Origin of the sequence: Neisseria sp. DTU_2020_1000833_1_SI_GRL_NUU_006 (assembly GCA_032388755.1) — a bacterium.
Classification (GTDB): Bacteria; Pseudomonadota; Gammaproteobacteria; order Burkholderiales; family Neisseriaceae; genus Neisseria; species Neisseria sicca_C.
The window spans coordinates 1,551,932-1,572,956 of the sequence record CP135593.1 but is presented as its reverse complement, the minus strand read 5'-3'; the positions used below and the strand labels follow the sequence as shown (position 1 = coordinate 1,572,956).

The following is a 21,025-nucleotide window of genomic DNA, read 5'->3' as shown; positions in this document are numbered from 1 at the left end:
AAAACATGAAACCGATACGCACCTTCGCCGCAGCCGCCATCCTCGCCGCCCTGACCGCCTGCGCCTCACACGGCGGCGATACCGCCCGACAACCCGATTCCCGACAAAGTTCCGCCATGAATCAAACCCATACCGCCATTAGCAAATACAGTTTTGACGATACCGTCCGCCGTTTGGAAACCGCCGTCAAAGAAAAAGGCATGACCGTGTTCGCCGTCATCGACCACCAAGCCGCCGCGCGTCAAAGCGGTTTGGACATGCAGCCCGCGAAAGTCATCGTCTTCGGCACGCCCAAAGCCGGCACGCCGCTGATGCAAAAAGACCCTGCCTTCGCCCTGCAACTGCCGTTGCGCGTCCTCGTTACCGAAACCGACGGGAAAGTCCAAGTCGTGTTCAACGACACGCGCGCGCTGGTGTCGGGCAGCAAAATCGAGTTTGCCGAAGTGGAAAACACGCTCGCCAATGCTGAAAAGCTTATTCGCAAAACGGTAGCGGAATAAGGATAAGCCAAATAATTGAAAGGTCGTCTGAAACCGAAAAAAGGTTTCAGACGACCTTTTATTGTTAACAGGCTTATCATTCTTCAGAAGCGTCGAATACTTCTTCATCCCAACTGCTTTTGAGCGCGGCGTGGATGGTGTCCATATCGAAGCCGCGATAGGCGAGAAACCGCGCTTGTTTTTGTTTATCTTTCAAATCGGTGGCGGGCTGTTTGAATTTTTTGCGCAACACGGCAACTGCGGTTTGCAGTTCGCACGCTTTGTCAGGCATGAATTCGCGGCTGACGGTTTCGTCTATACCTTGCTGCGCCAATGCCTGTTTCAGACGTAGGGAACCGTGCTGACGGCTTTTACTGTGGATGTAGGCTTCGGCGTAGCGTTGGTCGGATTGCCAGTTGCGTTCGGCAAATTCGTCCAACACGTTTTCCAATTCTTCTTCGCTTTCGGCATACGGGGCGAGCTTGCGCTTGAGTCCGACACGGCTGATTTCCTGTCGGGAAAGAATGTCCATCGCGCGGGCGCGCAGGGATTTTTGGGGTTTCATGCAGAGGTCGTCTGAAAAGGTCGATTCGTAGGTCAGATTCTTGAATCTGACTTGCAGGTTGCAAGATAGTGGGAGATAAGAAACTTGCATTTCGTCATTCCCGCGCAGGCGGGAATCCAGTGATTTGAAATCAACACAACTTTTAAACAATTCTGAAAAATTAAAGTCTGGATTCCCGCCTGCGCGGGAATGACGAATCTTTTTATTTCCACTGCTTTATTTTCAGACGACCTTTGAAGCCGGAATAAAGGTCGTCTGAAAACAAGGATACTGATTATTCGTCGTCCTCCGCTTTTTTCGGTTGCAGGTTTTCGTAGATTTCGGGCAGTGAGCCGATAATCCAGTCGGGCTTGGTCGCTTTGTCTTGTGAGAGCAGGGTCATGTCGCCGTAGCCGAAGGTTACGCCGACGCTGAGGCAGCTGGCGGCTTTGGCGGCGATGATGTCGTTGCGGGAGTCGCCAACCATAATCATGTTGGCAGGATCAATGCCCAAAACTTCGGCGGCGTGTTGCAGCGGCAACGGGCTGGGTTTCTTTTCGGGCAGGCTGTCGCCGCCGAGAATCAGGCTGAAGTAGTCGGCGAGTCCAAGCTGTTTCAAGAGTTCGGCGGCGAGGATTTCGTTTTTGTTGGTAATGACCACCAGCGGGATGCCCAGTGATTTGAGCAATGCCAGCCCGGCTTCGGTTTCAGGGTAGGGGCGGGTGAAGTCGCTCAAGTGGTCGCGGTAGTATTTCATGTAGAACACGAAACCTTTTTCCCATAAATCGGGCGCGGCTTCTTGGTCGCGGTCGTTGGTGATGACGCGGTGGACGAGTTTGCCGATGCCGTCGCCGACGTAGCTTTCTACTGTTTTGGCGGGCAGAGGCTCCATGCCGAGATATTCGCGCATGGCTTCAGCTGCGGCGGCAAGGTCGGGGACGGAATCGCATAATGTGCCGTCCAAATCAAAGGCGGCGGCTTGGACGTGTTCGATGGCGGCGGTCATGATGTGTTTTGCTCGTGAATGACAGGGACGCGTATTTTAACATTGTTTCCCGACAGGTAGTTTTCAGATGGATTGTTAACAATATAGTTGGAGCTTGAAATGGCATTTCATTGATTTTCAGAAGCTTTGACTTTGAAAGGCAGGCTGATTCAATTTTCAGACGACTTTTTTTAAAAACAAAGGTTTTTGGGGTGTGTTCGGAAAACGGGGATGTTTTGTAAAGGGATGGGAGAAGCAGTTTGAATGTACCCTTTTGTCGTCTGAAAAATAAAACCATATATAAATTAACTAACTCTCGTTTCTGCGACTACATGCTATTACATTTCATTTGGAAATTGGTTATAGTTACAAATGTAAAGCCCTTAAACTTCAACCCGACATAAGAAGGAAGAGAAATGTCCCAATCCGCCGCAAAAGAAACCCTTAACCCTTTCGAAATCGCCCGCAAACAGGTCAAAACCGCCTGCGACCGGCTCAATGCCGACCCTGCGGTGTATGAAATCCTGAAAAGCCCGCAACGCGTTTTGGAAGTTACCTTCCCCGTCAAACTCGACAACGGCACGGTCAAAACCTTCACCGGCTACCGTTCGCAACACAACAACGCCGTCGGTCCCTACAAAGGCGGCGTGCGCTTCCATCCCAATGTGAATTTGGACGAAGTCAAAGCCCTGTCGATTTGGATGACCATCAAATGTTGCGTTGCGGGCATTCCTTACGGCGGAGGCAAAGGCGGCATTACCTTGGATCCGCGCGATTACTCCGAAGCAGAGTTGGAACGCATTTCACGCGCTTATTCTGAAGCCATTTCTCCGCTTATCGGCGAAAAAATCGATATTCCTGCACCTGATGTGAACACCAACGGCAAAATCATGTCGTGGATGGTCGATGCCTACGAAAATGTCGTTAAAAAATCCGCGCCTGGCGTGTTCACCGGCAAACCGGTCGAATTCGGCGGCTCTTTGGCGCGTACCGAAGCGACAGGTTACGGCGTGAACTTCGCTGCCGTTCAAGCTTTGGAAAAACTCGGCAAAGACGTCAAAGGCGCGACCTACGCCATTCAAGGCTTCGGCAATGTGGGTTATCACACAGGCTATTACGCGCATCAATCCGGCGCGAAAGTCGTTGCCGTTTCCACCGTCGATGTCGCCATCTACAACGAAAACGGCTTGGATATGGAAGCCTTGTTCAAAGAGTTCCAAGAAAAAGGCTTCATTACCAACGAAGCGGGTTACGGCAAGGAAATCAGCAATGCCGAACTCTTGGCACTGGATGTGGACGTACTCGCTCCTTGCGCGCTGGAAAACCAACTGACTTCAGAAAACGCGGGCAAAGTCCGCGCCAAAATCGTGGTCGAAGGCGCAAACGGCCCGACTACACCTGAAGCCGATGCCATCCTGCGTCAAAACGGCGTATTGGTCGTGCCCGATATTCTGGCGAACTGCGGCGGCGTGGTCGTTTCCTATTTTGAATGGGTGCAAAACCTGCAAGGCTATTACTGGGAATTTGACGAAGTTCAGGAAAAAGAAACCGTCGTCCTGCGCCGCGCGTTCCGCGATATTTGGAATCTGGCGCAAGAGTATGATGTGGACCTGCGTACCGCGTCTTACATGATGAGTATCCGCCGCGTTGAAAAAGCGATGAAGCTGCGCGGTTGGTACTGATCAAATTTTGAAGCGTTAGCTTGAGAAAAGGTCGCCTGAAAAATTTTCAGACGACCTTTTGGTTTGTGCGGCGGATAGTGCTTAAAAATGGAGCGGGCGGACGGGTGGCATTGCGGGACGTATGTTTGCGGATAGGGGAGGTACGTCGATTGTCAGGTTTTTGTCGGAAGAACGGGTGTGGATGTCGAGATTGACGTGCAGCGGCAAACCCGAACCGGCAGCCGGGGCGGGTTGATAGATTTTGCCGTCGAGGTTGATGCACCTGAATGGCGTTTTTTCCCCTTTACTGGAGGTGAACGCCAATTTTTCCAGTGTTTTTTCTTCATCTTTATCGGCATGGGGGTAAGACAGGCAAAGCAGTGTGCTGAATCTGCGATCCTCCTGCCAAACGGTAACCCCTGCCTTTTTGATATTCTTCACAGAATAGGCAAACTTGATTTCGTAGGGATGTTTCAGTTTGGCCTTAAAGATGGGAGAGAGCTTTTCAGACGACCCTTTGTCTAACACATAGGTGTATTGATCACCGAGCATGACCCAGCCGCCTGCAGGCGCATCTTCCGTAGCAGAGCCAAGCTTTCCGAAAGAGAGGATGCTGTCGTTGCCTTTGTGGACGGAGGGTGTGCCGTCGTCTGAAAAAGCAGTGCAGCCTGCAAGAAGGAATACTGCGGATAAAAAGGGGAAGGCGTATGTTTTCATGATGTTTGTTTGGAGGTATTTAAAATCAGGCAAATGGCGGAACGCTCAATCCGAATTGTTCCAACAAACCGGCCGTTTCGTAAACGGGCAGGCCCATCACGCCGGTGAAGCTGCCTTGCAAATGCTCGACAAACACGCCGCCCAAACCCTGAATGCCATACGCGCCCGCTTTGTCCATCGGTTCGCCGCTTCGGATATAGGCGGATATTTCGTCGGCAGACAAGGTTTTGAAACGTACATCGCTTGTTTGCAAAACGCCGCGTGTCTTCCCTTGCCAATATACGCATACGGCAGTCAGCACCTGATGCGTCTGCCCCGAAAGCCGGGCGAGCATTTCGGCTGCTTGGGCTTCGGTTTCCGGTTTGCCGAGAATGTGGTTTTGATAGGCGACCGTGGTGTCGGAGGTGAGAATCGGATATTCGGGCTGCGCGTCGTGGGTGGCAAACCATTGCTCGACAGCGGCGGCATTTTTTTCCTGCGCCATACGTTGCACATAATCGGCGGCGTTTTCGTCGGAATGCGGTGTTTCATCGATGTCGGCAGGGATACGGATAACTTTGAATCCGAGGTTTTCGAGGATTTCGCGGCGGCGCGGGCTGCCGGAGGCTAGGTAGAGTGTGTGCATAACACTTTCTTTTTTAAAAGGATATAAGGTCGTCTGAAAATTATTTTGACTGTTTGTGTTGTCCGGACAGGCGCACATAATGCGCGGACGAGTATTTCAAAAATTCTTTTTCCTTGTCGGTCAGCGGGCGGACTTGTTTGACGGGCGAGCCGACATAGAGATAGCCGCTTTCCAGCCGTTTGCGCGGCGGCACGAGGCTGCCTGCGCCTATCATCACGTCGCTTTCGACGACAGTATCGTCCAGAATAATTGTTCCCATACCGATTAAAACGCGGTCGCCGATGCGGCAGCCGTGCAGCATGACTTTGTGTCCGACGGTTACGTCTTCGCCGATGACAAGGGGTGAACCTTCGGGTTTTTCGGCGTTTTTGTGCGAAACGTGTAAGACGCTGCCGTCCTGCACATTGCTGCGTGCGCCGATGCTGATGCTGTTCACGTCGCCGCGCAAGACGGCATACGGCCAGACGGAAACGTCTTCGGCAAGCGATACTTCGCCGATGATGACCGAAGTTTCATCGATAAGGCAGGATTCGTGGATTTGCGGGGTATGGTTTAAGAATGGGCGGATGGGGTTCATGTTGTCTCTTTCTTTTTGACGGTATGGCAGGTTTCAGGCGACCTGCGGCTCGGTATGGTGGAAGTATGCCCTGTTGATGCAGGGGAAGCAAGAAAGCTATACGAACTTCCTGTAGATATGCAGTTATGAATTTGCCAATAATAATTTTTAAGGTTTGGGAATCATTTTCTGTAAATCCTGAATCATTTGTTTACCGAAGTGTTGCCGAAGGGGAGGGTTATTCGTTACTTTTTTGTATTTTTGAATAATTGAAAATCATTATCTTGCCATTTAAATTAAAATAATATATATTTTTAAAAAATATTTCATAAAATAACAAAACCCTATAGTTAGTTTTCAAACACATTTGGTGGTTTCCAATCCTACAAACCTCCGCTTCCATCCCATATCCGTTTTCAAGCCTATCCAATCCACCTTGTTTAAATAAAGGCGGCCTGAAGGTCGTCTGAAACTTTATGAAGGATATTCACATGAGCGAAACACAAGAGCTGACGTTTGCCAAGCGGCTGAAGGAGCAAACCGCACCCATTCACGACAGCGTGGACAACTTGGTCATGTCTGTCGAGCCGTTTGCCAACAAAGAGAACTACATCAAATTCTTAAAACTGCAATCCGTGTTCCACAAAGCGGTCGATCATATCTATAAAGACCCGGAGTTGAACAAAGCCATTCCCGAGCTGGAATACATGGCGCGTTACGACGCGTTAACGCAAGACTTGGCGGATTTGGGCGACAAACCTTACGAATACGGCAAACCGCTGCCGCATGAAACCGGCAATAAATCCATCGGTTGGCTGTATTGCGCCGAAGGTTCCAATTTGGGCGCGGCATTTTTGTTTAAACACGCGCAAAAGCTGGATTACACCGGCGAACACGGCGCGCGCCACCTCGCCCCCCATCCGAACGGACGCGGCAAACATTGGCGTGCCTTTGTCGAGCATCTGAATGTTTTGGGCTTAAGCCCTGAAGCCGAAGCCGAAGCGATTCAAGGTGCAAAAGATGCGTTTGCGTTCTACAAAGTCGTTTTGCGTGAAACCTTCGGTCTGCCTGAAGGTGCGGAAGCTCCGGAAGACTTTGTTCCGCAGCGTCATTAATGGTTTGAGACCTTTGCAAAAAAGCCCTTCCCCCGACAGCCAAAACCCAAACACAGGTTTTCGGCTGTCGGGGGAAGGGCTTTTTTCAAGGTCTCAGCAAGATTTCTTTATGAAGCCTGTTGCCGTCATGGCGGGCTGTTCCGCTATAATCCTTGCTTTGCAAATATCTTTAAAGAGAGGGGAGATATGAAAATCCGTACCAAAATATGCGGTATCACCCGCCCCGAGGATGCCCTTGCCGCCGCCGAAGCGGGCGCGGATGCCGTCGGGCTGGTGTTTTACGCAAAAAGCAAACGCGCGGTAACGTCGGTGCAGGCGAAGGAAATCGTGGCGGTGCTGCCGCCGTTTGTGTCGGTGGTTGCGTTGTTTGTGAACGAGCAGTCGGACGTTATCCGCGAAATCCTGCACCAAGTGCCGATAGACGTGATTCAGTTTCACGGCGATGAAGACGATGACTTCTGCCGCCAATTTGACCGTCCGTATCTCAAAGCCGTGCGCGTGCAGTCTGCCGCCGATATTCAGACGGCCTGCGCCAAGTTCCCCAACGCGCGCGCGCTGTTGTTCGACGCTTACCATCCGACCGAATACGGCGGCACGGGGCAGAGTTTTGATTGGACGCTGTTGCGCGGCAATATCGGCAAACCGTGGATTTTGGCGGGCGGGCTGACGCCGGAAAACGTCGCCGATGCGGTGAAAACCAGCGGCGCGGCGGCGGTGGACGTATCCGGCGGCGTGGAAAGCTCGGCAGGGATTAAAGACAGGGAAAAAATAGCGGCGTTTGTGGCGGCTGCAAAGGTCGTCTGAAACTGGAAATCTGATTTTCAGACGGCCTTTGTTGATAAAGGAATGAGATGGAACGTTATTCTGTACATTTGAAACTGCTGGGGATGGCGGTATTGTGGGGTGCATCTTGGCCGATGGGGCGGATGCTGGGGCAGTCGCTGCCGCCGCTGACGGGCGGGGCGGTTCGGTTTGTGTTGGCTTCGGTTTTGTTGTTGGGTTGGCTGTTTGCGCGCAGCAGGTTCGCGACTTTGGCGGCTTTGTCGGCGCGGCAATGGCTGGGCTTGACGGCAGCCGCTTCCGTAGGGGTGTGCGGCTATGCGGTGTTTTTCATGCTGGGTTTGCAGGCGATGCCTGCGGGTAAGGCGGCGGTGGTTGTGGCGGTGAATCCCGTGCTGACGCTGCTGCTGGCGGCTTGGTTCTTCGGCGAACGTTTAAACGCGAAGATTTTGGCGGGTATGCTGCTGGCGGTCTGTGGTGCCATTGTGGCGGTCACGCAAGGACAGCCCTTGACGGTGTTGTCGGGCGGCATCAAGGCGGGGGAGTGGCTGATTTTCGGCTGCGTGGTCTGCTGGGCGGCTTATACCTTAATCGGGCGTGCGGTTTTGCGCGGGATAGACGCGTTGACGGTAACGGCGGCAACTTCATTCATCGGCGCGCTGATGTTGTCAGCGGTAGCGTTGTGGACGGACGGATTGCCGTTTGAGGCAATGGCGGCGATGGATGCACGCGGTTGGACGGCATTGGCGTGGCTGGTCATCGGCGCGACGGTATTGGCCTACGCGTGGTATTTCGAAGGCGTGAAGACTTTGGGCGCAGGCAGCGCGGCGGCGTATATTACGCTCGTGCCGATTTTCGGTATGCTGTCTTCGGCTTGGGTTTTGGGCGAACCGCTGCATATTTCGCTGGTTGCGGGCTGCGCGGCAGCGGTCGGCGGCATGACGCTGATGCGTTACGGGCAGAAGGTCGTCTGAAAAGGTGGCAACCTGCTGCTTTGTGTTCAATATTTTTTATCAAGGAAATCATGATGTCCGCTCCGCTTGAAATCGAAACCCACCCTTTTCCCGCCTTGCTGCCGCCGCAGGCGACGGTGATGATGATGGGGACGTTTCCGCCCAAGGAAGACAAACGCGCGATGCAGTTTCATTATCCGAATTTCCAAAACGATATGTGGCGCGTCTACGGGCTGGTGTTTTTTAATGATGCGGCGCATTTCCAAAGGTCGTCTGAAAAAGCGTTTGATGCGGAGAAAATCAAGGCGTTTTTGCGCGAACGAGGGATTGCGTCCTGCCCGACCGTATTAAAGGCGGTGCGGGAACACGGCAATGCGTCGGACAAGTTTTTGCAAGTGGTCGAAACCGTCGATTTGGCGGCGGTGTTGGCGCAGATGCCCGACTGCCGCCATATCTGCACCACCGGCGGCAAGGCGACGGAAGTCCTGCTTGATATTCAGGGCGGCGGTATCAAAATGCCGAAAACGGGCGAAACCGTGCCGTTTCCGTTTGCCGGACGGGATTTGACCCTAACCCGCCTGCCGTCCACTTCGCGTGCTTATCCTTTGAGTTTGGCGAAAAAGGCGGCGGCGTATCGGGCGTTTTTCGAAATGGCGGGTTTGGTGTGAGGTACTTATACCGTCGTTACATCTCGCCTGCGCAAGGATGAGTTGCCGTGGGGTACATACTTGGAGGTTTTAAGATACGGATGTTTGAGAAACAGTTTCTTAAATTCAAACATGGCTTCCCGCCTGTGCGGGAATGACGGCAGGCAGAGGGTACCTTATTATTAAAGGTCAAATGAACCGTTATAGTGGATTAACTTTAAACCGGTACGGCGTTGCCTCGCCTTAGCTCAAAGAGAACGATTCTCTAAGGTGCTGAAGCACCAAGTGAATCGGTTCCGTACTATCTGTACTGTCTGCGGCTTCGTCGCCTTGTCCTGATTTAAATTTAATCCAATATATCTGTATTAACGCGGCGGTATTCGGTAAAAAAGGTCGTCTGAAAACCTTGAATCTGGGTTTTCAGACGACCTTTTGTCCTGATGGGGCTGTCTTTATTTGTTGGCGTTCAGATAAAGGTTGATCAGGCGGGTGGTGGAGCTGTCGTGTTTTTGTACGCCGGTTTCGCCGGTCAGTTCGGCGAGGATGGTTTTGGCGAGCTGTTTGCCGAGTTCGACGCCCCATTGGTCGAAGCTGTTGATGCCCCAGATGATGCCTTGGACGAAGGTTTTGTGTTCGTACATGGCGATCAGGCTGCCCATGTTGCGGGGGTTGATTTTGTCCATGAGGATGAGGTTGGTCGGGCGGTTGCCTGAGAAGGTTTTGTGCGGAACCAGCTCTTCGATGCGCTCTGCTTCCATGCCTTGGGCTTTGAGTTCGGCGCGGACTTCGTCGGGGGTTTTGCCGCGCATGAAGGCTTCGGCTTGGGCGAAGACGTTGGCGAGTAGGATTTCATGGTGGCCGCGCAGGTTGCTGCGTTTTTCAAGCGAGGCGATGAGGTCGATCGGGGTAATGTGGGTGCCTTGGTGCAGCAGTTGGAAGAAGGCGTGCTGACCGTTGATGCCGGTTTCGCCCCAAATAATCGGGGAGGTTTCGTAGCCGACTGCTTTGCCGTCGAGGGTAACTTGTTTGCCGTTGCTCTCCATGTCGAGCTGCTGGATGAATTTGGGCAGGCGGTGGAGGTGTTGGTCGTAAGGCGCGATGACGTGGCTGCCGCCGCCGTAGTAGTTGATGTACCAGATGCCGATGAGGGCGAGGATGACGGGCATGTTGCGCTCGAGCGGGGTGTTGATGAAGTGTTGGTCCATCAGGTGCGCGCCGTTGAGCATTTCGATGAAGTTTTCTTCGCCCAAATAGAGCATGATGGGCAGGCCGATGGCTGACCAGAGGCTGTATCGTCCGCCGACCCAGTCCCAAAATTCGAACATGTTGGCGGTGTCGATGCCGAATTCGGCAACGGCTTTTTGGTTGGTGGAGACGGCGACGAAGTGTTTGGCGACGGCGGCTTCGTCGCCTGCGTGGTCAAGGAACCATTTGCGCGCGGTCAGGGCGTTGGTGAGGGTTTCTTGGGTGGTGAAGGTTTTAGAGGCGATGATGAAGAGGGTGGTCTCAGGGTGGACTTTGGACAATACGTCGCGCAGTTGGGAGCCGTCCACGTTGGAGACGAAGTGCATGTTGAGGCGGGGGTGTCCGAAGGGTTTGAGCGCGGTACACATCATCAGCGGGCCGAGGTCGGAGCCGCCGATGCCGATGTTGACGATGTCGGTGATGACTTGGTTGGTATAGCCTAACCAGCTGCCGCTGCGGACTTCGTGTGCAAATTCGCCCATACGTTGGAGGACGTGGTTGACTTTGGGCATGACGTCTTCGCCGTCAACGACGATGGGGGAGTTGGTGCGGTTGCGCAGGGCGACGTGGAGGACGGCGCGGTTTTCGGTGGTGTTGATTTTTTCGCCGCGGAACATCTGCTGCATGCGTTCGGGTACGCCGGCTTCACGGGCAAGCTCGAACAACAGTGCCATGGTTTCGTCGTTGATGCGGTTTTTGGAGTAATCCAGCGTCAGTCCGCCGACTTGCAGCCAGTAGCGTTCGGCACGCTGCGGGTCTTGATCGAACATTTCGCGCATGTGTTGTTCTTTGGTTTCGTCAAAATGTATCCATAATTTTGACCAAGCCGGTAAGTCGTGAAGGTGTTTCATCGGATGCTCCTGAGGTTGGACGGTTTTGTGGGAAAACGGCCGCGAGGTCGTCTGAAACGGGAACGGGCGGGTTTCCGTTTTTAGGGTTGGGTGTGAATGCGGGGTGTCTGCCGTTATTTGGGTTCAGCAGGGAAGGAAAACGGCGGCACTGATTTTTTGGCCGGTATTTTCAGACGACCTTGGGATATGTCGGGTCGTCTGAAAATGTATAGTGGCTTAACTTTAAACCAGTACGGCGTTGCCTCGCCTTGTCGTACTATCTGTACTGTCTGCGGCTTCGTCGCCTTGTCCTGATTTTTGTTAATCCACTATATTGTTTAGTCTTTGTCGTAATCGATGTGTTTGTTGTGTATGCTTTTTTTGCTTTTTTGCAGTTGCAGGCTGGCGGCATCGCCCAAGCGCAGGGCGAGTCCGATGGCGAGGATGTCGATGACGGCGAGTTGCAGCAGGCGGGACACCATGGGGGTGTAGAGTTCGGCGTTTTCCTGCGTGGCGATGCTCAATACGCAGTCGGCAAGCTGTGCCAGCGGGGAGTCGTTGCGGGTCAGGGCGATGACGGATGCGCCGTTTTCTTTGGCGATGCTGACGGCGTCTAAAAGCTCGATGGACGAGCCGGTGTTGGAAATGGCGACGACAACGTCTTGGTCGGACAGGACGGAAGCTGCCATCAGTTGGGTGTGGGTATCGACGTAGGCGACGGTGGAAATGCCGAAGCGGAAGAATTTGTGTTGTGCGTCTTGGGCGACGATGCCGGAGTTGCCGACGCCGTAGAATTCGACACGGCGCGCGTGCATCAGGGTGGCGATGGCGTTTTCCAGTTCGGACTCTTTCAGGAAGCGGCGTTCGCCCAAAATGGAGGCGGCGGCGTTGCCCAATACTTTTTCGACAACGATGCTCATGTCGTCGTCGGCGTTGAGCTCTTCATGGACGTAGGGCATACCTTCGTGGCCTATGCTGGCGGACAGGGCGAGTTTGAACTCGGGCAGTCCTTTGTAGCCCAGGCTGCGGCAAAAACGGATGACGGTCGGCTGGCTGACGGATGCGCGCTCGGCGATTTCGGCGACGGCGGCATGGACAAACCATTTGGGTTCAGCCAAGGCGCATTCGGCGACTTTGCGTTCTGCGCCCGACAGGTTTGACAGTGATTCGCTGATTTTGCTTAACATAAATATGCCCTTCGGTGTGTGCCGCCCCTTGTCGGGGCGGCTTGTGTGATTAAACGTTTTTCAAGTGGTTGTCGAGTGCCGCCGCTGCGCCGGTGATGCCCGGAAATTCGCTTAAGACGACATAGACGGGAATCGCGGCGAGATAGGCTTCGAAACGGCCTTTGTTTTCAAAGCGGCTGCGGAAAGGTGAGGTTTTAAAATATTCCAAAACGCGGGGGATGATGCCGCCGCACAAATACACGCCGCCGCGCGCGCCCAGCGTCAGGGCGAGGTTGGAGGCAACCGTGCCGAGCATGGCGCAGAAGAGGTCCAAAGTCTGACGGCAGAGCGGGGAAGTGCCGCTTAAGGCTTTTTCGGTGATTTCGGACGGTTTGAGGCGGTAGTTTTTCAGTTTGTCGCGTTTGGCGAGTGCTTCGTAAATCAGGCTCAAACCTGCGCCGCTGAGGAAGCGTTCGGCGGAAACATGGCCGTATTTGTTTTTCGCATACTGCCAAATCAAAACTTCCATGTCGTCAAACGGCGGGAAACTGGAATGGCCGCCTTCGCCGGCAAGCGCGACCCAGCCTGCGGGGCTGTGCACCAGTCCACTCACGCCCAAACCGGTTCCCGGCCCGATGACGGCTTTGGGGGCAAATTCGATGGGTTTATGCCCGCCTACCTGCATCAGGTCTTTGCTTGAAGTCTGCGTTACCGCCAATGCCTGCGCGGTAAAGTCGTTCAAGAGGATGAGGGTGTCCAGCTCCAATGCCTGACGGGTGGTTTCGATAGAAAACGCCCAGTGGTGGTTGGTCATTTGCACCCAGTCGCCCAAAATCGGGTTGGCGATGGCGAATGCGGCGTGCCGGACTTCGGCTCCGCCTGCCTGTTCCAAATAGGCTTTGGCGGCATCGACGATGGTGTCGTAGTCTTTGCACGGCAAGACTTGGGCTTTTTCAATCTGCTGCGGGGCGGTTTCGAGCGCGAAGCGGGCGTTGGTGCCGCCGATGTCGGCAACCAGGCGCGGATAGTTTTTGCCGACGGGTTGTTGAATATCAGTTTGAGTAGAAGACATGGCAGTTCACTCCTTGATGGTTCAATACCAGGCTGGTCGGATATTCCAAATCGGCGCGCGCGGCGGCTTTGTCGAACACGGCTTTTTTCTCCGCACCCTGAATCGCCAAAAAGACGTTTTCCGTTTTGGCGATGGCGCCCAAGGTCATGCTGACGCGCTCGTGCGGCGCGGTAACGGGCGTGGTGTGGATGAGGGTCGGGTCGTCTGATTCGTTGATGGCTGCCTTCAGCTGCGGCGCTTTCGGGAAGAGGGAGGCGGTATGTCCGTCGCCGCCCATGCCCAAAATCAGTACGTCAGGTTGTTTGTAATGTTTCAGCGCGTAGGCAACGACGCTGTCGGGTTGTAATTCAGTTTCAGTTTTACCCGCTTCGACAACGGGAATCCAAGTCGCTGCGGCGGCTTTGTTTTGCAGCAGGTATTCGTGTGCCAAGGCGGTGTTGCTGTCGGCGTGGGTCGTCGGCACGATGCGCTCGTCAACCAAAGTGATGCCGACTTTTTGCCAGTCCAAATCTTTTTGCGACAGGGCTTGGAAGAAGGGAATCGGCGAGCGGCCGCCGGAAACCGCCAACACTGCGCTGCCTTTGTTATCCAGCGCGTTTTGCAGCGCGGCGGCGACTGCGTCTGCCAAAGCCTGTGAAGCGGCTGCTGCGTTTTCGTATTCATGCCAAACGAACATAAAAGTGTCCTTTCTCTGTTTTCAGACGACCTTTTGTTAAGAAGGGGGCAGGAGGTCGTCTGAAAGGCAGTGTTTGTGAGCGGGAAAGTAAGTGAGAGCCTGTATTGTCGATGGCAGCGCGAATGTCGGCGGAAACGCCTAATCTGCCGCCTTATGGTTTTCAGACGACCTTTTTGAACCGTGAACGCTTCAAACAAAGGTCGTCTGAAAAGGCTTTACTGGTCTTCGTGCCACTTGTGTCCGTCGCGCGCCAACAGTTCGCGGGCGGCTTCCGGGCCCCATGAATGCGCGTCGTAGCCGTGCGGCGGGGTGGTGTTGCTTGCCCAGTTTTCCAGAATCGGCATCACATATTCCCAAGCGGCTTCGAGTTCGTCGCGGCGGTTGAAGAGGGCGAGCTTGCCGTTGATGACGTCCAACAGCAGGCGTTCGTAAGCTTCGGCGCGGCGGCCTTCGAGGACTTTTTCCAAGTCGGCTGCCAGCGGCACGATTTCGACTTTGTTGCCTGCGCCCGGCGTTTTCATCTGCGTATAGAGGCGCACGGATTCGGTCGGCTGCAATTCGATAACCAAACGGTTTGGCGCGGCTTGGCTGTTTTCAAAAATATGGTTTTGCAGCGGACGGAAGTTCAATACGATTTCCGCCACTTTGCCCGCCATGCGTTTGCCGGTACGCAGGTAGAAAGGAACGCCTTTCCAACGGTCGTTTTCGATTTCGGCTTTGATGGCGACGTAGGTTTCGGTGAAGCTGTCTTGCGGAACGTTGATTTCTTGCAGATAGCCGTTCATGCCTTTGGCGGCGGTGTATTGTCCGCGCACGACGTTTTCGTTGACGGATTCGATGGTCAGCGGTTTCAAAGATTTGATGACTTTGACTTTTTCATCGCGCACTGCGTCGGCATCCAAGCTGGCGGGCGCTTCCATCGCGGTCATGCACAGCATTTGCATCAGGTGGTTTTGCACCATGTCGCGCAGCGCGCCGGTAATGTCGTAGAACTCGCCGCGTTCTTCCACGCCGAGCTGTTCGGCGATGGTCAGTTGTACGCTTTCGATGTATTTGTTGTTCCACAACGGCTCGAACATCACGTTTGCAAAACGCAGCGCCAGCAGGTTTTGCAGGCTTTCTTTGCCTAAGTAGTGGTCGATGCGGTAGATTTGGCTTTCTTTGAAGTAGCGGGCGACATCGATATTGATTTGTTGGGAAGAGGCGAGGTCGGTACCCAGCGGTTTTTCCAAAACGACGCGCGCGTCGTCGGCGTTCAGCCCTATTTTGGCAAGGTTTTCACAGGCTTGCGCGAAGAATTTCGGCGCGGTGGAAAGGTAGATGATGACGTTGTCGGTTTCTTTGCGGGCTTTGACTTTTTCGCCCAAAGCGGCAAAATCGGATTCTTGGGTAACGTCGACTTTCAAATATTCGATGCGTTTGACGAACGATGCCCAAGCGTCGTCTGAAAAGTTTTGTTTGACATGGATTTTGGAGTTGGTTTCCACTTTTGCCAAAAAGCCCGCCGTATCCAAATCGCTGCGGCTGACGCCCAAAATACGGCCCTGAGGATTGAGCAACCCTGCAACGTGCGCCTGATACAGACAAGGCAGCAGCTTGCGCATCGCCAAATCGCCGGTCGCACCGAACAACACCAAATCAAAATTTGTTTGTGTACTCATCGTTTTATCTCTCGTTGAGGAAGGCCTTGTGCCGGTGTCGCCGGATGCCGTGAAAGACGGGCGGTTTCGGCAGAAAAGCAATGGAAACCAATCGCCTGCATCAAAATTTCAAAACAGGCGGGCTAATGAGTAGTAATACTACACATGGCTACACATTTTGTCTATTCTCATTTTTACAAATTATTTGACTTAGTTTAAAAGTTTGATGAGTTTGGTCTGGTAGATTTTCACAAATGACGCATATCACGATTTAAATCAAATTTCTTACATTTAGCGGATTATTTTGTAACTAAATTACAAGTTTTATATTATAATAGCCTACATATATAGAGTGAGGTTTTCAGACGACCCCTTGTACGGTTTGAAAGGTCGTCTGAAATGCTGAACGCCCCACACCCAATACAAAAAATCAGAAACGCGCAAACAAAAATCCCATACCACCCCTTCCGACAGGAGACCGAACATGACCCCCACTCCTATCCACCCCAAGCTCGCCGAAATCACCGAGCGCATCATCGAGCGCAGCCGTCCGACCCGCGAAAAATATCTGGCGAAAATCCGCAGCGCCAAACAAATGGGACGGCTGGAGCGCAACCAACTCGGTTGCAGCAACTTGGCGCACGGTTACGCCGCCATGCCCAAAAGCATCAAAATCGAAATGCTTCAGGATACCGTTCCCAACTTAGGCATCATCACCGCCTACAACGACATGGTTTCCGCACACCAGCCGTTTAAAGACTTCCCCGATCAAATTAAAGACGAAGCGCAGAAAAACGGCGCGACCGCGCAAGTCGCTGGCGGCACGCCTGCCATGTGCGACGGCATCACGCAAGGCTATGCCGGTATGGAATTGTCGCTATTCTCCCGCGACGTGATTGCCATGAGTACCGCCGTGGGTCTGTCGCACCAAATGTTTGACGGCAGCCTGTTTATGGGCGTGTGCGACAAAATCGTACCGGGTTTGATGATTGGCGCGCTTTCGTTCGGTCATATTCCCGGCATCTTCGTCCCCGCAGGCCCTATGTCCAGCGGTATCGGCAATAAAGAAAAAGCCCGTACTCGCCAGCTTTTCGCCGAAGGCAAAGTCGGCCGCGACGCCTTACTTGAAAGCGAAATGGGTTCTTATCACAGCCCCGGCACCTGCACTTTCTACGGCACGGCAAACTCCAACCAAATGATGATGGAAATGATGGGCGTACACCTGCCCGCCGCCGCCTTCGTCCATCCTTATACCGATTTGCGTGAAGCCCTGACCCGCTACGCCGCCGGACACCTCGCTCGCGGTATCAAAAACGGCACCATCAAACCTTTGGGCGAAATGTTGACCGAAAAATCCTTCATCAACGCCCTGATTGGTCTGATGGCGACCGGCGGTTCGACCAACCACACCATGCACCTCGTTGCCATGGCGCGCGCCGCCGGCGTAATTTTGAATTGGGACGACTTTGACGAAATTTCTTCTATCATCCCGCTGCTTATCCGCGTGTACCCCAACGGCAAAGCCGACGTGAACCACTTTACCGCGGCAGGCGGCCTGCCTTTCGTCATCCGCGAATTGCTGGACGCAGGCTTGTTGCACGACGATGTCGATACCGTCGTCGGACACGGTATGCGCCACTACACCAAAGAGCCTTTCCTCATCGACGGCAAACTCGAATGGCGCGAAGCCCCCGAAACCAGCGGCAACGACGACATCCTGCGCAAAGCCGACAACCCTTTCTCCCCAGACGGCGGCCTGCGCCTGATGAAAGGCAATATCGGACGCGGCGTGATTAAAGTGTCCGCCGTGCGCGAAGGCTGCCGCATCATCGAAGCGCCCGCCATCGTGTTCAATGACCAACGCGAAGTGTTGGCCGCATTTGAACGCGGCGAGTTGGAACGCGATTTTGTGTGCGTCGTCCGCTACCAAGGCCCGCGCGCCAACGGTATGCCTGAGTTGCACAAACTGACCCCGCCTTTGGGCATCCTGCAAGACCGCGGCTTCAAAGTGGCGCTGCTGACCGACGGCCGTATGTCCGGCGCATCCGGCAAAGTACCCGCATCCATCCACATGACGCCCGAAGCCCTGATGGGCGGCAACATCGCCAAAATCCGTACCGGCGACCTGATCCGCTTCGACTCCGTTACCGGCGAACTCAACGTCCTGATTAACGAAGCCGAATGGAACGCCCGCGAAGTCGAACACATCGACTTGAGCGCCAACCAACAAGGCTGTGGCCGCGAACTCTTCGCCAACTTCCGCAGCATGACCAGCAGCGCAGAAACCGGCGCCATGAGCTTCGGCGGCGAATTTGCCTGATGTACGTTTCAGACGACCTTTGTGAACGAAAGGTCGTCTGAAAAATTATTCAAGCCGTTTAAAACAGACGTAAGTCGGATACTCGAAATCCGACACAGCCGCCCAAGATGTCGGATTCAAGAATCCGACCTACAGCCCCAAAGGTCGTCTGAAAACTTAAAACCCCATCCCATTTGACCTCAACAAAAACGACAACCCCATCCCACCTGGAGAATCGAAATGTCCAAACTGACCCCACGCGAAATCCTGACTGCCGGCACAGTAGACGTAGGTCGGATTCTCGAATCCGACGTTATTGTGGCATTTGTCGGATACGGGTATCCGAATATAGCCCCCAAAGGTCGTCTGAAAACTTAAAACCCCATCCCGTTTGACCTCAACAAAAACGACAACCCCATCCCACCTGGAGAATCGAAATGTCCAAACTGACCCCACGCGAAATCCTGACTGCCGGCGCAGTTGTGCCTGTGATGGCGATTGACGACTTGAGTACCGCCGTCGATTTGTCCCATGCCCTTGTCGAAGGCGGCATCCCCACCCTCGAAATCACCCTGCGCACTCCCGTCGGCCTCGACGCCATCCGCCTGATTGCGAAAGAAGTGCCCAACGCCATCGTCGGCGCGGGTACGGTTACCAACCCCGAACAGCTCAAAGCCGTCGAAGACGCAGGCGCGGTTTTCGCCATCAGCCCGGGTTTGCACGAATCCCTCGCCAAAGCCAGCCACAACAGCGGCATCCCCCTGATTCCCGGCGTTGCCACTCCGGGCGAAGTCCAACTGGCTTTGGAACACGGCATCGATACCCTCAAACTCTTCCCCGCCGAAGTCGTCGGCGGCAAAGCCATGCTCAAAGCCCTCTACGGCCCTTATGCCGAGGTGCGCTTCTGCCCGACCGGCGGCATCAGCCTCGCCACCGCCCCCGATTACTTGGCACTGCCCAACGTCTTGTGCGTCGGTGGTTCATGGCTGACACCGAAAGAAGCCGTGAAAAACAAAGACTGGGACACCATTACACGCCTCGCCAAAGAAGCGGCGGCGTTGAAACCTAAAGCCTGATGCTCCCACATCCCAAAGGTCGTCTTAAACCGTTTTCCAGGGTTTCAGACGACCTTGTTCTTTCAGGCGGCGTATATTCGGACGAAATCCGCTATAATCCGTACAATTTTTTCCATTTTCGCGGTTCGCAAACCTCCCGCGTTACCAAAACTAGGATTCACCATGCAACACCCACAAGCCTTGGTCATCTTCTCCGGCGGCCAGGATTCCACCACCTGCCTGATTCAGGCGATTCAAACCTACGGGCGCGAAAACGTCCAAGCCATCACCTTCCAATACGGACAACGCCACGCCGTCGAGCTGGAACGCGCCCGCTGGATCGCTCAGGATTTGGGCGTCAAACAAACCGTACTCGACTTGAGCCTGATGCAGCAAATTACACACAACGCCCTGATGGACGACACCGCCGCCATCGAAACCGCTTCAGACGGACTGCCCAATACCTTCGTGGACGGACGCAACGCCCTTTTTCTGCTATACGCCGCCATCTACGCCAAAGGACAAGGCATCAGGCACATCATCGCGGGCGTGTGCGAAACCGACTTCTCTGGCTATCCCGACTGCCGCGACGTGTTCGTCAAATCCATGAACGTCACCCTCAATCTGGCGATGGACTACGCCTTCCAAATCCACACCCCGCTGATGTACCTGACCAAAGCGCAAACTTGGGCGCTGGCGGACGAAATGGGCGCGCTGGACTACATCCGCGAAGAGACACACACCTGCTACAACGGCATCGTCGGCGGCTGCCACGAATGCCCGAGCTGCGTGTTGCGCGAGCGCGGGTTGGCGGAATATTTGGAAAGTAAAAGGGTCGTCTGAAAATATAGTGGATTAACTTTAAACCAGTACGGCGTTGCCTCGCCTTGCCGTACTATCTGTACTGTCTGCGGCTTCGTCGCCTTGTCCTGATTTAAATTTAATCCACTATACAACCATCATCCGATACAAGCCTTATCATGACCAAACTTTATATGTTCTATCTCGGCGGTAACGCAGGCCGCTCCAATATCGAAGTGCACGACATCCAATTTGCCGTGTGCGACGATTACCGTGAAGCCATCCCTGCGCTCAAAGCCGCATGGTTCGGCGATGCGGACAAAATCCACATTGACGGCTGGCAGGTTGTCGAATGGGTGGACGGTTACGATGTCGATGTATCCGACCACGCCGAGCCAAAGGGGTCGTCTGAAAACGCCCCGCACCTGTATTTCGTCAATGTCGGCGGCTATCGCGCGGGGCAGCTTGCCGAGGCGCACGCTTTCGGACTGTTCGCCGCCGCCACGCCTGCCGAAGCCAAACAAAAAGCCCTGCAAACCCTGTTGACCGACCATGTTCAGCAGCATAAAGACAACTTAAAAGACGTGGACAACCTGCTCCGGCTCGACCGCATCGGCAATCACACCATCCGCCTGACCCCGAATCCGCACGGCAAGCCTGCCGAAATCGGCTTTCAGGGCTATTTACCGATTTAAAGTACCGACCATGAAAATTACCAAGATATTTACCTTCGACTCTTCACACATGCTCGACGGGCATGACGGCAAATGCCAAAACCTGCACGGGCATACCTACAAACTCGAAATCACCGTTTCAGACGAACCCATACGGGGTGGCGCGAAAGACGGCATGGTGATGGATTTCACCGACCTCAAAGCCATTGTGAAAAAACACATTACCGACCCTTTCGATCATGCGTTTATCTACAATGGCGGCAACGGTCGCGAATGCCAAATCGCCGCGCTCTTGGAGGGCTGGAACATGAAAACCCTGTGCCTGCCCTGCCGCACCACCGCCGAAAATATGGCGGTCGAAATGTATGACCGTTTGCAAAACGCGGGGCTGAAAGTGTGCAGCGTGAAATTGTGGGAAACGCCGACATCGTGTGCGGAGTATGAAGGGGAGTAGGGCGCGGTTTTGCCAGCGAACCAAAATCATCCGTTAAAAAGCAAAAAGCTC

The 21,025-nt window shown here is 54.0% G+C and carries 23 protein-coding genes; 13 read left to right on the top strand and 10 right to left on the bottom strand.

Annotated elements, in window-relative coordinates:
- Positions 1-5 precede the first annotated feature (5 nt).
- Positions 6-500 carry a DUF302 domain-containing protein gene (locus tag RSJ68_07630; protein ID WNU96326.1) on the top strand — a complete coding sequence of 165 codons (495 nt, stop codon included), beginning with the start codon at positions 6-8 and terminating at the stop codon, positions 498-500.
- 76 nt (positions 501-576) lie between these two features.
- Here the strand turns inward: RSJ68_07630 and recX are convergent, their stop codons facing one another.
- Both recX and RSJ68_07620 read right to left on the bottom strand, forming a co-directional pair.
- Positions 577-1,044: a recombination regulator RecX gene (recX, locus tag RSJ68_07625; GenBank protein WNU98375.1), complete on the bottom strand. Its 468-nt coding sequence runs from the start codon at positions 1,042-1,044 to the stop codon at positions 577-579.
- A gap of 274 nt (positions 1,045-1,318) precedes the next feature.
- Positions 1,319-2,029, bottom strand: coding sequence for a phosphoglycolate phosphatase (locus RSJ68_07620; GenBank protein WNU96325.1), 711 nt, complete (start codon positions 2,027-2,029; stop codon positions 1,319-1,321).
- A 395-nt stretch (positions 2,030-2,424) separates the two neighbouring features.
- Between RSJ68_07620 and RSJ68_07615 the strand changes: the two genes are divergently transcribed.
- Positions 2,425-3,690: a Glu/Leu/Phe/Val dehydrogenase gene (locus tag RSJ68_07615; protein WNU96324.1), complete on the top strand. Its 1,266-nt coding sequence runs from the start codon at positions 2,425-2,427 to the stop codon at positions 3,688-3,690.
- Positions 3,691-3,771: 81 nt separating this feature from the next.
- Here the strand turns inward: RSJ68_07615 and RSJ68_07610 are convergent, their stop codons facing one another.
- The 3 genes from RSJ68_07610 to RSJ68_07600 are packed head-to-tail and all read right to left on the bottom strand — an operon-like array spanning position 3,772 to position 5,588.
- Positions 3,772-4,386, bottom strand: coding sequence for a hypothetical protein (locus RSJ68_07610; protein ID WNU96323.1), 615 nt, complete (start codon positions 4,384-4,386; stop codon positions 3,772-3,774).
- A 25-nt stretch (positions 4,387-4,411) separates the two neighbouring features.
- Positions 4,412-5,011, bottom strand: a complete 600-nt coding sequence (locus tag RSJ68_07605; protein ID WNU96322.1) for a nucleoside triphosphate pyrophosphatase — start codon at positions 5,009-5,011, stop codon at positions 4,412-4,414.
- A gap of 40 nt (positions 5,012-5,051) precedes the next feature.
- The gene (locus RSJ68_07600) at positions 5,052-5,588 is read right to left on the bottom strand and encodes a gamma carbonic anhydrase family protein (GenBank protein WNU96321.1); all 537 of its coding nucleotides are present in this window, start codon (positions 5,586-5,588) and stop codon (positions 5,052-5,054) included.
- A 470-nt stretch (positions 5,589-6,058) separates the two neighbouring features.
- Between RSJ68_07600 and RSJ68_07595 the strand changes: the two genes are divergently transcribed.
- The 4 genes from RSJ68_07595 to RSJ68_07580 all read left to right on the top strand — a co-directional run bounded on the left by RSJ68_07595 (position 6,059) and on the right by RSJ68_07580 (position 9,083).
- Positions 6,059-6,682: a biliverdin-producing heme oxygenase gene (locus tag RSJ68_07595; GenBank protein ID WNU96320.1), complete on the top strand. Its 624-nt coding sequence runs from the start codon at positions 6,059-6,061 to the stop codon at positions 6,680-6,682.
- 186 nt (positions 6,683-6,868) lie between these two features.
- Positions 6,869-7,486: a phosphoribosylanthranilate isomerase gene (locus RSJ68_07590; GenBank protein WNU96319.1), complete on the top strand. Its 618-nt coding sequence runs from the start codon at positions 6,869-6,871 to the stop codon at positions 7,484-7,486.
- Positions 7,487-7,533: 47 nt separating this feature from the next.
- Positions 7,534-8,436 carry a DMT family transporter gene (locus tag RSJ68_07585; protein WNU96318.1) on the top strand — a complete coding sequence of 301 codons (903 nt, stop codon included), beginning with the start codon at positions 7,534-7,536 and terminating at the stop codon, positions 8,434-8,436.
- A gap of 53 nt (positions 8,437-8,489) precedes the next feature.
- Complete coding sequence (locus tag RSJ68_07580) at positions 8,490-9,083, top strand: DNA glycosylase (GenBank protein WNU98374.1); 594 nt, start codon at positions 8,490-8,492, stop codon at positions 9,081-9,083.
- Positions 9,084-9,514: 431 nt separating this feature from the next.
- On the opposite strand, the gene pgi is transcribed toward RSJ68_07580, so the two are convergent.
- Positions 9,515-11,158 (bottom strand): glucose-6-phosphate isomerase, encoded by a 1,644-nt coding sequence (pgi, locus tag RSJ68_07575; GenBank protein ID WNU96317.1) that lies wholly within the window; start codon positions 11,156-11,158, stop codon positions 9,515-9,517.
- Between the two features lie 96 nt (positions 11,159-11,254).
- Between pgi and RSJ68_07570 the strand changes: the two genes are divergently transcribed.
- Positions 11,255-11,452: a hypothetical protein gene (locus tag RSJ68_07570; protein ID WNU96316.1), complete on the top strand. Its 198-nt coding sequence runs from the start codon at positions 11,255-11,257 to the stop codon at positions 11,450-11,452.
- Between the two features lie 23 nt (positions 11,453-11,475).
- On the opposite strand, the gene hexR is transcribed toward RSJ68_07570, so the two are convergent.
- From hexR to zwf, 4 genes are all read right to left on the bottom strand, one after another.
- A complete protein-coding gene (gene hexR, locus RSJ68_07565; protein WNU96315.1) occupies positions 11,476-12,324 on the bottom strand; it encodes a DNA-binding transcriptional regulator HexR in 849 nt (282 codons plus the stop codon).
- Between the two features lie 49 nt (positions 12,325-12,373).
- A complete protein-coding gene (locus tag RSJ68_07560; protein ID WNU96314.1) occupies positions 12,374-13,375 on the bottom strand; it encodes a glucokinase in 1,002 nt (333 codons plus the stop codon).
- Complete coding sequence (gene pgl / locus RSJ68_07555; protein WNU96313.1) at positions 13,356-14,051, bottom strand: 6-phosphogluconolactonase; 696 nt, start codon at positions 14,049-14,051, stop codon at positions 13,356-13,358. The genes RSJ68_07560 and pgl overlap by 20 nt, the downstream gene beginning before the upstream one ends.
- Before the next feature lie 215 nt (positions 14,052-14,266).
- Positions 14,267-15,712, bottom strand: a complete 1,446-nt coding sequence (zwf, locus tag RSJ68_07550) for a glucose-6-phosphate dehydrogenase (protein WNU96312.1) — start codon at positions 15,710-15,712, stop codon at positions 14,267-14,269.
- A gap of 463 nt (positions 15,713-16,175) precedes the next feature.
- Here zwf and edd point away from each other — a divergent pair, with 463 nt between their 5' ends.
- From edd to queD, 6 genes are all read left to right on the top strand, one after another.
- On the top strand, positions 16,176-18,011 hold the full coding sequence (gene edd / locus RSJ68_07545; GenBank protein ID WNU96311.1) for a phosphogluconate dehydratase: 1,836 nt from the start codon (positions 16,176-16,178) through the stop codon (positions 18,009-18,011).
- A gap of 219 nt (positions 18,012-18,230) precedes the next feature.
- Entirely contained in the window at positions 18,231-18,368 is a 138-nt protein-coding gene (locus tag RSJ68_07540; GenBank protein WNU96310.1) for a hypothetical protein, read from the top strand.
- Between the two features lie 59 nt (positions 18,369-18,427).
- A complete protein-coding gene (locus RSJ68_07535) occupies positions 18,428-19,066 on the top strand; it encodes a bifunctional 4-hydroxy-2-oxoglutarate aldolase/2-dehydro-3-deoxy-phosphogluconate aldolase (protein WNU96309.1) in 639 nt (212 codons plus the stop codon).
- Positions 19,067-19,228: 162 nt separating this feature from the next.
- Positions 19,229-19,888, top strand: a complete 660-nt coding sequence (gene queC / locus RSJ68_07530; GenBank protein ID WNU96308.1) for a 7-cyano-7-deazaguanine synthase QueC — start codon at positions 19,229-19,231, stop codon at positions 19,886-19,888.
- 137 nt (positions 19,889-20,025) lie between these two features.
- Positions 20,026-20,541, top strand: a complete 516-nt coding sequence (locus RSJ68_07525; protein ID WNU96307.1) for a DUF1543 domain-containing protein — start codon at positions 20,026-20,028, stop codon at positions 20,539-20,541.
- Between the two features lie 10 nt (positions 20,542-20,551).
- The gene (gene queD, locus RSJ68_07520; GenBank protein WNU96306.1) at positions 20,552-20,974 is read left to right on the top strand and encodes a 6-carboxytetrahydropterin synthase QueD; all 423 of its coding nucleotides are present in this window, start codon (positions 20,552-20,554) and stop codon (positions 20,972-20,974) included.
- Positions 20,975-21,025 lie beyond the last annotated feature (51 nt).

Excerpts from the sequence above, each read along its gene's own strand:
- RSJ68_07630 (WNU96326.1), top strand. The coding sequence starts at position 6 with ATGAAACCGATACGCACCTTCGCCGCAGCCGCCATCCTCGCCGCCCTG.
- recX (WNU98375.1), bottom strand. The coding sequence starts at position 1,044 with ATGAAACCCCAAAAATCCCTGCGCGCCCGCGCGATGGACATTCTTTCC.
- RSJ68_07620 (WNU96325.1), bottom strand. The coding sequence starts at position 2,029 with ATGACCGCCGCCATCGAACACGTCCAAGCCGCCGCCTTTGATTTGGAC.
- RSJ68_07615 (WNU96324.1), top strand. The coding sequence starts at position 2,425 with ATGTCCCAATCCGCCGCAAAAGAAACCCTTAACCCTTTCGAAATCGCC.
- RSJ68_07610 (WNU96323.1), bottom strand. The coding sequence starts at position 4,386 with ATGAAAACATACGCCTTCCCCTTTTTATCCGCAGTATTCCTTCTTGCA.
- RSJ68_07605 (WNU96322.1), bottom strand. The coding sequence starts at position 5,011 with ATGCACACACTCTACCTAGCCTCCGGCAGCCCGCGCCGCCGCGAAATC.
- RSJ68_07600 (WNU96321.1), bottom strand. The coding sequence starts at position 5,588 with ATGAACCCCATCCGCCCATTCTTAAACCATACCCCGCAAATCCACGAA.
- RSJ68_07595 (WNU96320.1), top strand. The coding sequence starts at position 6,059 with ATGAGCGAAACACAAGAGCTGACGTTTGCCAAGCGGCTGAAGGAGCAA.
- RSJ68_07590 (WNU96319.1), top strand. The coding sequence starts at position 6,869 with ATGAAAATCCGTACCAAAATATGCGGTATCACCCGCCCCGAGGATGCC.
- RSJ68_07585 (WNU96318.1), top strand. The coding sequence starts at position 7,534 with ATGGAACGTTATTCTGTACATTTGAAACTGCTGGGGATGGCGGTATTG.
- RSJ68_07580 (WNU98374.1), top strand. The coding sequence starts at position 8,490 with ATGTCCGCTCCGCTTGAAATCGAAACCCACCCTTTTCCCGCCTTGCTG.
- pgi (WNU96317.1), bottom strand. The coding sequence starts at position 11,158 with ATGAAACACCTTCACGACTTACCGGCTTGGTCAAAATTATGGATACAT.
- RSJ68_07570 (WNU96316.1), top strand. The coding sequence starts at position 11,255 with ATGCGGGGTGTCTGCCGTTATTTGGGTTCAGCAGGGAAGGAAAACGGC.
- hexR (WNU96315.1), bottom strand. The coding sequence starts at position 12,324 with ATGTTAAGCAAAATCAGCGAATCACTGTCAAACCTGTCGGGCGCAGAA.
- RSJ68_07560 (WNU96314.1), bottom strand. The coding sequence starts at position 13,375 with ATGTCTTCTACTCAAACTGATATTCAACAACCCGTCGGCAAAAACTAT.
- pgl (WNU96313.1), bottom strand. The coding sequence starts at position 14,051 with ATGTTCGTTTGGCATGAATACGAAAACGCAGCAGCCGCTTCACAGGCT.
- zwf (WNU96312.1), bottom strand. The coding sequence starts at position 15,712 with ATGAGTACACAAACAAATTTTGATTTGGTGTTGTTCGGTGCGACCGGC.
- edd (WNU96311.1), top strand. The coding sequence starts at position 16,176 with ATGACCCCCACTCCTATCCACCCCAAGCTCGCCGAAATCACCGAGCGC.
- RSJ68_07540 (WNU96310.1), top strand. The coding sequence starts at position 18,231 with ATGTCCAAACTGACCCCACGCGAAATCCTGACTGCCGGCACAGTAGAC.
- RSJ68_07535 (WNU96309.1), top strand. The coding sequence starts at position 18,428 with ATGTCCAAACTGACCCCACGCGAAATCCTGACTGCCGGCGCAGTTGTG.
- queC (WNU96308.1), top strand. The coding sequence starts at position 19,229 with ATGCAACACCCACAAGCCTTGGTCATCTTCTCCGGCGGCCAGGATTCC.
- RSJ68_07525 (WNU96307.1), top strand. The coding sequence starts at position 20,026 with ATGACCAAACTTTATATGTTCTATCTCGGCGGTAACGCAGGCCGCTCC.
- queD (WNU96306.1), top strand. The coding sequence starts at position 20,552 with ATGAAAATTACCAAGATATTTACCTTCGACTCTTCACACATGCTCGAC.